General features: G+C 70.2%; 11 protein-coding genes. 10 read left to right on the plus strand and 1 reads right to left on the minus strand.

The features are described 5' to 3' along the window. The first annotated feature begins 7 nt into the window (after positions 1 to 7). From mreD to NNW99_RS25425, 5 genes are all read left to right on the plus strand, one after another. Complete coding sequence (gene mreD, locus NNW99_RS25405; protein ID WP_215121429.1) at positions 8 to 679, plus strand: rod shape-determining protein MreD; 672 nt, start codon at positions 8 to 10, stop codon at positions 677 to 679. A 115-nt stretch (positions 680 to 794) separates the two neighbouring features. Continuing rightward, positions 795 to 3,041 carry a penicillin-binding protein 2 gene (gene mrdA / locus NNW99_RS25410; RefSeq protein WP_215121430.1) on the plus strand — a complete coding sequence of 749 codons (2,247 nt, stop codon included), beginning with the start codon at positions 795 to 797 and terminating at the stop codon, positions 3,039 to 3,041. After that, the gene (gene rodA, locus NNW99_RS25415; protein ID WP_215121431.1) at positions 3,038 to 4,240 is read left to right on the plus strand and encodes a rod shape-determining protein RodA; all 1,203 of its coding nucleotides are present in this window, start codon (positions 3,038 to 3,040) and stop codon (positions 4,238 to 4,240) included. Before mrdA ends, rodA begins: the two co-directional genes overlap by 4 nt. An 87-nt stretch (positions 4,241 to 4,327) precedes the next feature. After that, positions 4,328 to 5,833 (plus strand): CYTH and CHAD domain-containing protein, encoded by a 1,506-nt coding sequence (locus tag NNW99_RS25420; protein WP_215121432.1) that lies wholly within the window; start codon positions 4,328 to 4,330, stop codon positions 5,831 to 5,833. Positions 5,834 to 5,920: 87 nt separating this feature from the next. After that, the gene (locus tag NNW99_RS25425) at positions 5,921 to 7,879 is read left to right on the plus strand and encodes a TIGR03960 family B12-binding radical SAM protein (RefSeq protein ID WP_215121433.1); all 1,959 of its coding nucleotides are present in this window, start codon (positions 5,921 to 5,923) and stop codon (positions 7,877 to 7,879) included. Between the two features lie 146 nt (positions 7,880 to 8,025). Here the strand turns inward: NNW99_RS25425 and NNW99_RS25430 are convergent, their stop codons facing one another. Continuing rightward, a complete protein-coding gene (locus NNW99_RS25430; RefSeq protein ID WP_251057933.1) occupies positions 8,026 to 8,715 on the minus strand; it encodes a GAF and ANTAR domain-containing protein in 690 nt (229 codons plus the stop codon). Positions 8,716 to 8,849: 134 nt separating this feature from the next. On the opposite strand from NNW99_RS25430, the gene NNW99_RS25435 reads away from it, so the two are divergent. The 5 genes from NNW99_RS25435 to NNW99_RS25455 are packed head-to-tail and all read left to right on the plus strand — an operon-like array spanning position 8,850 to position 12,102. Next, a complete protein-coding gene (locus tag NNW99_RS25435; protein ID WP_215121434.1) occupies positions 8,850 to 9,347 on the plus strand; it encodes a DUF2975 domain-containing protein in 498 nt (165 codons plus the stop codon). Beyond that, positions 9,347 to 9,565 (plus strand): helix-turn-helix transcriptional regulator, encoded by a 219-nt coding sequence (locus NNW99_RS25440; RefSeq protein WP_189723560.1) that lies wholly within the window; start codon positions 9,347 to 9,349, stop codon positions 9,563 to 9,565. Before NNW99_RS25435 ends, NNW99_RS25440 begins: the two co-directional genes overlap by 1 nt. 25 nt (positions 9,566 to 9,590) lie before the next feature. Next, positions 9,591 to 10,070, plus strand: coding sequence for a GNAT family N-acetyltransferase (locus NNW99_RS25445; RefSeq protein WP_215121435.1), 480 nt, complete (start codon positions 9,591 to 9,593; stop codon positions 10,068 to 10,070). Positions 10,071 to 10,113: 43 nt separating this feature from the next. Continuing rightward, complete coding sequence (locus tag NNW99_RS25450) at positions 10,114 to 11,226, plus strand: hypothetical protein (protein WP_215121436.1); 1,113 nt, start codon at positions 10,114 to 10,116, stop codon at positions 11,224 to 11,226. Positions 11,227 to 11,274: 48 nt separating this feature from the next. Further along, the gene (locus NNW99_RS25455) at positions 11,275 to 12,102 is read left to right on the plus strand and encodes a TIGR03936 family radical SAM-associated protein (protein ID WP_215121437.1); all 828 of its coding nucleotides are present in this window, start codon (positions 11,275 to 11,277) and stop codon (positions 12,100 to 12,102) included. Positions 12,103 to 12,217 lie beyond the last annotated feature (115 nt).

Genomic DNA, 12,217 nt, shown 5'->3' on the forward strand with positions numbered 1-12,217 from the left:
TCACCTCATGCGCGTCAACCGGATCCTGCTCTCCTCCGCCCTGGTCGTCGTCGCCCTGGTGATCCAGGTGAGCGTCCTCGCCCGCCTGCACCTGCCGGGCGCCGTGCCCGACCTGATGCTCCTCACCGTCCTCGGCCTCGCCCTGGTCTACGGCCATGTGGGCGGCGCCCTCGTCGGCTTCGGCGCGGGCCTGCTGGCCGACCTCGCCCCGCCCGCCGACCACGCCGCCGGGCGGTACGCCCTGGTGCTGTGCGTCATCGGCTATCTCGCCGGACTGGCGAAGCCGGAGACGGGCCGGCTGAAGTCCGCCACCGGCCCCATGGTCGTGGTGGTCGCCGCCGCCGTCGGCTCGACCCTGCTGTACGCCGGGGTCGGTGCCCTCGTCGGGGACACCGCCGCCCGCCATGTGGGCCTGGGCAGCCTGCTGTTCACGGCCGCCCTGTACGACCTGCTGCTCGCCCCGTTCGTCGTGCCGGGGATCATGGCCCTGGCCCGGCGCGCCGAGAACGACCCCCTCGCCGACACCGGCTCCTCCTCCAAGGCCACCGACATCTCCTCGGGCTGGCTCTCCGGCGGCACCGGCCTGAAGATCGGCAGCCAGCGCAACGGGCTGCGGGTGAAGGCGGCCCGGGCCCGGATGGCGCGGGCCGGGCGCATCAAGGGGGTCAAGCGGCTGTGAACGCAGGGAAGTTCACCCGAACGAGCCGATCCGGTAGGAACGCCGGTTCGGGGGCGGCCGTTCATCAGTCGTACCCGCATATCCGTACGCGCATCGAGAGGGGGAGGCAGCACCCGTGACCAACATTCCCGAGACCGGCCGGAACACGCGGGTCCAGGTCCGGCTCGTCGTCATCCAGGTTCTCGTCGTCTCCCTGCTGCTCACGCTCGGCGGACGCCTGTGGTACCTCCAGATCCGTGAGGGCGCGGCCTACGCCAAGGAGGCGTCCGGGAACCACGTCCAGCAGGTCGTCCAGCCCGCCGTCCGGGGTTCGATCCTGGACGCGCGCGGTGTGGCCCTCGCCGACAACGAGACCCGGCTGGTCGTCTCCGCCTCCCGCACCGACCTGCTGAAGATGCCGGACGACGGCAAGGACGTCCTCACCAAGCTCGCCGGAGTCCTGGGCATGAAGCCCAAGGAGGTCATGGCGAAGGTCCGGCTGTGCGACTCCGAGACGCCCCAGCCCTGCTGGAACGGCTCGCCGTACCAGCCCATCCCCATCACCGACGAGGCCACGCCCAAGCAGGCCCTGCAGATCCGCGAGCGCGCCGAGGACTTCCCCGGCATCACCGCCGAGCCGGAGGCCATGCGCCGCTACCCGAGCCCGGGCAAGGCCAACACCGCCCAGGTCCTCGGCTACCTCTCGCCGGTCACCGACGAGGAGATCAAGGCGGCGCAGAACACCAACTCGCCGTATCTGCGCTCCGACCAGGTCGGCCGCTCCGGGCTTGAACGCCAGTACGACAAGCAGCTCCGTGGCAAGGCCGGCGTCACCCGCTACGAGGTCGACAACCTCGGCCGGGTCATCGGCCAGGCCGAGGCCGACCCCACCGAGCCGGGCGACAACCTCGTCACCAGCATCGACTCGCGCGTCCAGCGGATCGCCGAGTACCAGCTGAACGAGGCCATGAAGGAAGCCCGCAAGCAGCACGACCGCAACACCGGCACCAACTACAAGGCCGACTCCGGTGCCGTCGTGGTGATGGAGGCCAAGACCGGCCGGGTCGTCGCCATGGCGTCCAACCCGAACTACGACCCGAACGCCTGGGTCGGTGGCATCTCCGCCAAGGACTACGCGCGGCTCACCGGCAAGAGCTCCAACTACCCGCTGCTCAACCGCGCGATCCAGGGCCAGTCCGCGCCCGGCTCCATCTTCAAGGTCGTCCCGACGGCCGCAGCGATCAACGCCGGCTACTCCTTCGACGGCCCCTACCAGTGCTCCAGCTCGTACTCCCTGGGCGGCCAGGTCTTCAAGAACTTCGAGTCCAAGGGATACGGCCCGATCAGCCTCGGCCGCGCCCTGGAGGTCTCCTGCGACACCGTCTTCTACCGGCTCTCCCACGAGGAGTGGAAGCGCGACGGAGGCGCCAAGCCGAAGAAGAAGGCCGACGACTGGTTCTACAAGACCGCCCACCAGTTCGGCCTCGCCAAGGAGACCGGCATCGACCTGCCCAACGAGGTCACCGGCCGCATCCCCGACCGCCAGTGGAAGCTGGACTACTGGAAGGCCAACAAGGACGTCTGGTGCCGCACCGGCAAGCGCAACGGCAGCTACGCCGAGAAGATCGCCTACGAGAACTGCCTCGAGGGCAACCGCCTGCGCGCCGGTGACTCCATCAACTACTCCATCGGGCAGGGCGACACCCTCGTCACCCCGATCCAGATGGCCACCATCTACGGCGCCATCTCCAACGGCGGCACCCTCTACGACCCCTCCGTCGGCAAGGCCGTCATCAGCGCCGACGGCAAGACCGTCACGCCGATCAAGCCCAAGTCGCACGGCAAGCTGCCGATGTCGAAGACGACGCGCGACCGGATAGACGATGCCCTCGCGGGAGTCGCCACCCGCGGTACGGCCGCCTGGAGGTTCGGCGGCTGGCCGCAGGACAAGATCCCGATGCACGCCAAGACGGGTACGGCCGAGGTCTACGGCAAGCAGACGACCTCGTGGTTCGCCACCTACACCAAGGACTACTCGATCGTCATGACGATCGCCCAGGGTGGTACGGGCTCCGGCGCCTCGGGCCCCGCCGTCCGCAACATCTACAACGCGCTGTACGGCGTCTCCGAGGACGGCAAGATCGACAAGAAGAAGGCCCTGCTGTCCACCCCGCAGGAGACCCTGCCGAAGGTCAAGACCGACGGCACCATCTCCTCCCCGAAGGTCTCCAAGGACCCCGCGAAGGACCAGCAGGCAAAGAAGAAGGACCCGAACGCCCCGGCCGACCCGCTCCAGCCGGCGACGGCCGCCCCGCCGACGCCGGAGAACCGTGACACCCGAAGGCAGCGGCGCCGGAAGGGAAGCCGGAGGTCCACGACATGACCGGCGGTGTGAACAGCTTCCAGGTCTCCGGCTACGGGCCCGAGCGCTCCGGCTGGACCCGGCTCCTCGCCCGTGACTCCGTCGTGCGGCGGCTCGACTGGCCGATCCTGCTGTCGGCGCTGGCCCTGTCGCTGCTCGGCACGCTCCTCGTCTACTCGGCCACCCGCAACCGCACGGAACTCAACCAGGGCGACCCGTACTACTTCCTCGTCCGGCACCTGCTGAACACCGGTATCGGCCTCGCCCTGATGGCCGGCACGATCTGGCTCGGCCACCGCGCCCTGCGCACGGCCGTGCCGATCCTGTACGGCGTCTCGGTCCTGCTGATCCTGCTCGTGCTCACCCCGCTCGGCTCCACGATCAACGGCGCCCACTCGTGGATCAAGCTCCCCGGCGGCTTCTCGCTGCAGCCCTCGGAGTTCGTGAAGGTCACGATCATTCTGGGCATGGCGATGCTGCTGGCGGCCCGGGTCGACGCGGGCGACAAGCAGTACCCCGATCACCGCACGGTCGTGCAGGCCCTGGGCCTGGCCACCGTGCCCATGCTGATCGTGATGCTCATGCCCGACCTCGGGTCGGTCATGGTCATGGTCATCATCGTGCTCGGCGTGCTGCTCGCCTCCGGGTCGTCCAACCGGTGGGTGTTCGGACTGATCAGCGCGGGCGCCGTCGGCGCGATCGCCGTCTGGCAGCTCGGCGTGCTCGACGACTACCAGATCAACCGCTTCGCCGCCTTCGCCAACCCCGAGCTCGACCCGGCGGGCGTCGGCTACAACACCAACCAGGCCCGGATCGCCATCGGCTCCGGCGGACTGACCGGCTCCGGCCTCTTCCACGGCTCGCAGACCACCGGCCAGTTCGTCCCCGAGCAGCAGACGGACTTCGTCTTCACCGTGGCGGGCGAGGAACTGGGCTTCCTCGGCGGCGGCCTCATCATCCTGCTGCTCGGCGTCGTCCTGTGGCGGGCCTGCGCCATCGCCCGGGACACCAGCGACCTGTACGGCACGATCGTGGCCGCCGGCATCGTCGCCTGGTTCGGCTTCCAGACGTTCGAGAACGTCGGCATGACACTCGGCATCATGCCGGTCACCGGCCTGCCGCTGCCCTTCGTGTCGTACGGCGGTTCGTCGATGTTCGCCGTGTGGATAGCGGTCGGGTTGTTGCAGTCCATCCGGGTGCAGCGCCCGATGTCGGCGTGACCGCCGGGCGGGCGGCGCACTGAGGCAGGAGCACTGAGGCGGGGTGGCACTCTGCCGCCCCGCCCCCGGGCCGACTAGATTCGGTTCATGGCGGACAGCAAGCGCGAGATCGAGCGGAAATACGAGTCCGAGGACAGCGGGCTTCCCGACCTGACCGGTGTCGCCGGGGTCGCGGCCGTTGTCGACAAGGGTGTCGCCCACCTCGACGCCACCTACTACGACACGATCGACGAACGCCTCGCGGCGTCGTCCGTCACCCTGCGCCGCCGCACCGGCGGCTCCGACGCGGGCTGGCACCTGAAGTTCCCGATCGCCCCGGGCGTCCGCGACGAACTGAGCGCCCCGCTCTCCGACACCCTCCCCGACGACCTCGCCGGGCTCGTCCGCTCCCGTGTCCGGGGCGGCGAGCTGCTGCCCGTGGTCCGGCTGCGCTGCGAGCGCGACGTACGCCACCTCGTCGACGCCGACGGCGCGCTGCTCGCCGAGGTCGCCGTCGACGCCGTACTCGCCGAGCGGCTCACGGCCGGCGGCGGCGAGACCCAGTGGACCGAGATCGAGGTGGAACTCGCCGACGGAGGCGACCCGGCGCTGCTCGACAAGGTGGAGAAGAAGCTGCGCAAGGCGGGCGTACGGCCGTCGGAGTCGGCGTCGAAGCTGGCCCGAGCCCTCGCGGAGACGGCACCGGTCAAGAAGCGCCCGTCCGGTTCCGCCGGGAAGCCGGTCACCGCCGGGGACCATGTGCTCGTCTACGTACGCACCCAGCGCGACGCGATCGTCGAACTCGACCCGGCCGTCCGGCGGGACGCCGAGGACTCCGTGCACAGCATGCGCGTGGCCACCCGGCGGCTGCGCAGCACCTTCAAGTCGTTCGGCGACGTCCTCGACCGCGAGGTCACCGACCCGGTCGGCGACGAGCTGAAGTGGCTGGCCGGCGAGCTGGGCCTGGACCGGGACCGGGAGGTGCTGGCCGAACGGCTGACGACGGCCCTCGACGAGGTGCCCGACGAATTGGTCCGCGGGCCCGTGCCGGAGCGGATCCGCTCCTGGTCGAGCGCCGAGCACCGCGGGGCCCGCGGACACCTTCTCGGCGTCCTGGACTCCCGCCGCTATCTCGCCCTGCTCGACACGCTGGACGCGCTGATCGCCGACCCGCCGCTGCTGAAGGCGGCCGGCAAGAAGCCCCGCAAGGTGATCGCCAAGGCCGTGAAGAAGGACTTCCGCAAGGTCACCGCGCTGGTCCAGCAGGCACGGGAACTGGAGCCCGGCACCGACCGGGACGTCGCGATCCACGAGGCCCGCAAGAAGACCAAGCGCACCCGCTACGCGGCCGAGGCGGGCCGACCCGCCCTCGGCAAGCCGGCCAAGAGCCTGGTCAAGTCCATGAAGGCGCTGCAGAACCTGCTCGGCGAGCACCAGGACAGCGTGATGGCCCGGCAGACCCTGCGCGAGATGTCGGCGGTCGCCCACGCGGCGGGGGAGAGCGCCTTCACCTACGGCCTGCTCCATGAGCGCGAGGAGCAGCGGGCCACCCGCGTGGAGGCCGAACTGCCCGGATTCTGGGACGGGATCAAGGACGGGACGGCCGGCCTCTGACCCTCGGGCGTACGGAGACGCCCCGCGATCACGTTAGGCTGGATGGTCACCCCTGTCAGTACAGTCCAGCTCACGAAGGTGCGCGACATGCCTGCCGAAGTCGCTGCGTCGGTGTTCCCGCAGCTCGAAGCTCTGCTCCCGCATGTGCAGAAGCCGATTCAGTACGTCGGCGGGGAGCTCAACTCCACGGTCAAGGAGTGGGACTCCTGTGACGTCCGTTGGGCGCTCATGTACCCGGACGCCTACGAGGTCGGTCTGCCCAACCAGGGCGTCATGATCCTCTACGAGGTCCTGAACGAACAGCAGGGCGTCCTCGCCGAGCGCACCTACAGCGTGTGGCCGGACCTTGAGGAGCTGATGCGGGAGCACAAGGTCCCGCAGTTCACGGTGGACAGCCACCGGCCGGTCAAGGCCTTCGACGTGTTCGGCCTGTCCTTCTCCACGGAGCTGGGCTACACGAACATGCTGGCGGCCCTGGACCTGTCCGGCATCCCGCTGGAGGCCAAGGACCGCGGCCTGGACGACCCGATCGTCATGGCCGGCGGGCACGCCGCGTTCAACCCCGAGCCGATCGCGGACTTCATCGACTGCGCTGTCATCGGCGACGGTGAGCAGGCCGTCCTGGAGGTCACCGCGCTCATCCGCGCCTGGAAGGCCGAGGGCCGCCCCGGCGGCCGCGAGGAACTCCTCTTCCGCCTCGCCCGCACGGGCGGGGTGTACGTCCCGGGCTTCTACGACGTCGAGTACCTGCCCGACGGCCGGATCGCCCGCGTCGTCCCCAAGCGCAGCGGTGTCCCGTGGCGGGTCTCCAAGCACACCGTCATGGACCTGGACGAGTGGCCGTACCCCAAGCAGCCCTTGGTCCCGCTGGCCGAGACGGTCCATGAGCGCATGTCGGTGGAGATCTTCCGCGGCTGCACCCGAGGCTGCCGTTTCTGCCAGGCCGGCATGATCACCCGCCCGGTCCGCGAACGCTCCATCACGGGCATCGGCGACATGGTCGACAAGGGCCTGAAGGCGACGGGCTTCGAGGAGGTGGGCCTGCTCTCCCTCTCCTCGGCGGACCACACGGAGATCGCCGACGTCGCCAAGGGCCTGGCGGACCGCTACGAGGAGGACAAGATCGGCTTGTCCCTCCCCTCCACCCGCGTGGACGCCTTCAACATCGACCTGGCGAACGAACTGACCCGCAACGGCCGCCGCTCCGGCCTCACCTTCGCCCCCGAGGGCGGCTCGGAGCGCATCCGCAAGGTCATCAACAAGATGGTCTCGGAAGAGGACCTGATCCGCACGGTCTCCACGGCGTACGGCAACGGCTGGCGCCAGGTGAAGCTGTACTTCATGTGCGGCCTGCCCACCGAGACCGACGACGACGTCCTCCAGATCGCCGACATGGCGACCAAGGTCATCGCCAAGGGCCGCGAGGTCTCCCGCTCCAACGACATCCGCTGCACGGTCTCGATCGGCGGCTTCGTCCCCAAGCCGCACACGCCCTTCCAGTGGGCCCCGCAGCTCTCCGCCGAGGAGACGGACGCGCGGCTGCAGAAGCTGCGCGACAAGATCCGCGGCGACAAGAAGTACGGCCGCTCCATCGGCTTCCGCTACCACGACGGCAAGCCCGGCATCGTCGAAGGCCTCCTCTCCCGGGGCGACCGCCGTATCGGCGCGGTCATCCGCGCGGTCTACGACGACGGCGGCCGCTTCGACGGCTGGCGCGAGCACTTCTCGTACGACCGCTGGATGGCCTGCGCCGAGAAGACGCTGCCGGAGTTCGGGGTCGACGTCGACTGGTACACCACCCGCGAGCGCACCTACGAGGAGGTCCTCCCCTGGGACCACCTCGACTCCGGCCTGGACAAGGACTGGCTCTGGGAGGACTGGCAGGACTCCCTCGACGAGACCGAGGTCGAGGACTGCCGGTGGACCCCGTGCTTCGACTGCGGGGTGTGCCCGCAGATGGACACGTCCATCCAGATCGGTCCGACCGGGAAGAAGCTGCTGCCGCTGACGGTCAAGCAGCCTCAGACCAGCGGACACGCGCACTGATCGGGAAGCCCGAGATGACTGAGCCGGCCGAGGGGTGAGGTCGGTTCTCCGGGGGACCCGCTGAGACAAGGCGGGGTCGGTGGCGCTCCCCCGGGGGACCGGCCCGGCCCAGGTTCCCCCGGTTCAGCCATGTGCTGGGGGAGCCGTCAGCCGAGGCGGCCCTGTTCGCAGACGCGCCGGGCGACCTCGCGGAGCTTGATGTTCCGTTCCTGGGAGAAGCGGCGCAGCACGTCGAAGGCCTCCTTCTCGGTGAGGCGGTGGCTGCCCATGAGGATGCCCATGGCCTCGCCGATGACATGACGGGTGGCGACGGCCTGCTCCAGTTGGGCGTGACTGCGGGCGCTGGAGAAGGCGACGGCGGCGTGCGAGGCCAGCAGCCAGCCCGCCGTCTCGCTGTCCTCCGTGAAGGCCCCCGGGCGGCCCGAGTAGAGGTTGAGCGCGCCGAGATCCTCGTCCTCGGTGTACAGCAGGAAGCCCATCATGCTGCCCACGCCCAGGTCACGGGCCTGCTCGGCGTAGGCGGGCCAGCGCGGCTGCTCGTCGGTGAAGTCGGTGATGCGGAAGATCCGCGCCGCGGTGTCGCTGCGGGCCGCGTCAAAGCAGGGGCCCTCCGCCAGGCGCTCCTGCACCTGGTCGCTCTTGAGGACCAGATCGGCCGTGGGAGCGAGCGTCTCCACCCGCTTGCCGTGCAGGAGGAGGATGCCGGCCGCGTCGCATCCCGCCACGAGCTTCGTGGCCGAGTCGGTGATGTGCTCGAGGGTGGCGTCGACCGAGTGCTGAGCGAGCAGTTCCCGCGCCATGGAGGCCATCTCCTGCGCGAACACGCGCCATTCCACGGTGTTTCTCCCTCGGTCGTCGCCTCGGCGTGCTCTCTGCCCACGTTGCCACGTTTCCCCCGGGAGGGCCGTCCCATTGCCATGTCTATCGAGTTTCGATAGATTTCAATCGTAGCTCGATCGAAGGAGTGGTGATGGGGAAGCTGGCCGTGGCGGCGTTGCGTGGGGTGCTCGTGGTGCTGCTCGCCGGGTCGCTGTTCGTGCAGGCGGTCATGGTGCCGCTGCTGGCCGTCGATCTGGACGGACTGAACCCGGACTACGCGTATCTGCGCACCCCGATCCTCGTGATCACGATCCTCGGTATCGTGACGGCCCAGGTCGTTGTGGTCTGTGTGTGGCGGCTGGTGACGATGGTGCGCCGCGGGACGGTGTTCTCCACCGCCGCCTTCCGGTACGTGCACATCGTGATCGGCGCGTTCGTGGCGGCCGCCCTGCTGGTCTTCGCCCTCGCGGTCGTCCTCGCGCCCGGCGAGGCCGTCGCTCCCGGGGTGGTCCTGCTGCTGTGCGGGGTCGTCATGGCCGTGCTGGGCGTCGCGCTGGTCGTGCTCGTGCTGCGCATGCTGCTCGCGCAGGCCGTCGCACGCGACATCGAGGCGGCTCGGATGCGGGCCGAGTTGGAAGAGGTCATCTGATGGCGATCGCCGTCGACATCGACGTGATGCTGGCCAAACGGAAGATGTCCGTGGGCGAGCTCGCGGAACGCGTCGGCATCACCCCCGCAAACCTGGCGGTCCTCAAGAACGGCCGCGCCAAGGCGGTCCGCTTCTCCACCCTCGCCGCGCTCTGCGAAGTGCTGGAGTGCCAGCCGGGGGATCTGCTGCGCTGGGAGTCGGAGGGTGTGGACGGGTGATGCCGCCGGTCCACAGAATGCGGTGATGGAGAACATCGGCATCCGGCCCGCCCGCCCGGGCGAACTGCCCGCTGTCGCCCGGCTTCGATGGGACTGGCTCGTCGAGAACGGCGCCGAGGACCTCGGCGAACGCGAGGAGTTCGTGCGGCAGTTCGTCGCATGGGCCCGGGAGAACACCGCCTCGCATCGGTGCATGGTGGTCGTGCGTGCCGATGCCGTGGTCATCGGCATGGCGTGGCTGGCCGTCGTGCAGCGGGTCCCCACACCGCGAGCGCCGCGCCGCGCCTCCGGTGATCTGCAGTGCGTGTACGTCCTGCCCGACGCGCGGGACGGCGGGCTCGGCGGCCGGCTCATCCAGGCGGTTCTGGACGGGGCCCGGGAACTCGGGCTGGAGCGGGTCACCGTGCACTCGACCCCGCGGGCGATTCCCGCGTACGCCCGGCGTGGTTTCCAGGAGTCGCCCCGGCTGCTGCAGGCTCGGGTCGCGGGTCCCGGAGCCGGCTGAGCGGTTCGGGATCCGAACGGGACGCCGCGGCGTCTTCGACGGTATGGAACTGGAGAAGCCGGCCCGCGAGGGTTCCGAGGCGCGGGTCGACCTGCGCAAGAGGGTGCCCGAGGCGACTGCGCCGCCCGTACGTGGGGGCGCCGCGCCCGAGGGGTGTCTCGCCGTCGCGATCCGGATTCCCGTGCGGATCGTCGTGCTCGTACTGGTCGTCCCCGTGCGGATGGTGTGGGACGCGCTCGTCGTGGCCGGGCGGTTCCTGAACGACGTGCTGTTCCGGCCGGTGGGGCGGGCGCTGCTGTGGCTCGGGCGGGCGGTGTTCGTCTGGCCGTTCGTGGGGCTGTGGCGGTACGTCGTCGTGCCGGTGGGCAAGGCCCTCGGGTGGCTCGGGTACGTGCTCGTGGTCGTGCCCATGGGGTGGCTGTACCGGTATGTGCTGACGCCGGTCGGGCACGCGCTCGCGTGGGCGGCCAAGGGGGTCGGGGCCGCGCTCGGCTGGGTGTACGCCTACGTGCTCACACCCGTCGGGCATGCCCTGATCTGGCTGCTCAGGGGGCTCGTCGTCGTCCCCGCCCTGTGGCTGTACACCTGGGTGCTCGCACCCGTCGGGCGTGCGATCGTCTGGTGCGGCAGGGGGCTGGTGTGGCTGGTGAGCACGATCGTCACCGGCATCGGAACGGCCCTCTACTGGATCGCCCGGATCCTGCTCGTCCTGCCCGTGCTCGCCCTATGGCGCTGGGTTCTCGCCCCGGTCGGCAGGGTCCTCGCCGTCATCGGACGGGAGGTGTGGGACGCCCTCGGGCACGCCTGGCGCGTCGCCGGGCACATCTCGCTCGCCGTCGGGCGGTTCCTCGGCACCCTCTTGCGGTGGATCTTCGTCGAGCCGGTGCGGTGGGTGTACCGCAGTGTGCTGACACCGGTCGGACACGTCGTGCGGGACACCGTCCTGCGGCCCGTCGCCGCAGCCGCCCGCAGCGTGGGTAGCGCCACCCGGCAGGCCCTGGCCTCCGCCCGGGAGTCCGTACGGCAGGCGCGTGCCGACTTCCGGCGGATGCTCCTCGGCGAGCCGAGGCGGCCGCGGCCCGTCGACCGCGGGGAACCTTCGGGGCGCGGGACACGTACTCTTGGTAGCAGTACGACCGCTCTCACGAAGGACTGAACGACACTGGGCAAGCGACAGCCCGAAGGCCCGCCGCCCGCACCCGCGGTGCAGCGCATCCGACTGCGCTACACCAAGCGCGGCCGCCTCCGGTTCACCAGCCACCGTGACTTCCAGCGCGCCTTCGAGCGTGCGTTGCGCCGTGCCGAGGTGCCGATGGCGTACTCGGCGGGCTTCACACCGCACCCGAAGGTGTCGTACGCCAATGCCGCACCCACCGGCACGGGCAGTGAGGCGGAATACCTGGAGATCGCGCTCACCGCATCGCGCGATCCGGAGCAGCTCAGGACCCTTCTCGACGCGTCGATGCCCACCGGGCTCGACATCGTCGAGGCGGTCGAGGCGCGTACCTCGGGACTCGCCGACCGGCTCACGGCTTCCGTATGGGAGCTGCGGCTGGACGGGGTGTCGCGAGAGGAGGCCCGCCGCGCGGCGGACGCCTTCACCGCGGCCGAGACCGTCGAGGTCCAGCGCCAAGCCAAGAACGGCATCCGTACCTTCGACGCCCGAGCCGCCGTGGTGAGCCTGGAGATCCCAGACCCCACGGAAACGCAGAGTTCGCAGCCCGCCGCAAGCGTCGGCTCCACTGGAGCGGCTGACGCCGCGCTCCATGCTGGGCCGACCGACCAGCCCTGTGCGATACTGCGGCTGGTTGTTCGGCACGTGACGCCTGCCGTACGACCCGACGACGTCCTGTCCGGTCTCCGCGCCGTGGCCGACCTGGCGCCGCCGGTCCCCGCAGCGGTGACCAGGCTGGCGCAGGGGCTGTTCGATGAAGAGACCGGCACGGTGACCGACCCGCTCGCGCCCGACCGCGAGGCAGCTCAGGCCCACTCAACGGCCGAACAGCCTGCCGCCGCGACGGCGCCGGCGTAAGGAAGGTTCCGCGAAGGGACGGACGTCGTAGCGCCGCCCTCGGACTCGGGAGCCACCTGGGTCGGGCAGCGTACCGACCAGCAGACTTTCGCCAGGCCGTACGCATTCGGCGTAC

It is taken from the genome of Streptomyces sp. CRCS-T-1, from assembly GCF_024442335.1.
Lineage (GTDB): Bacteria > Actinomycetota > Actinomycetes > Streptomycetales > Streptomycetaceae > Streptomyces > Streptomyces koelreuteriae.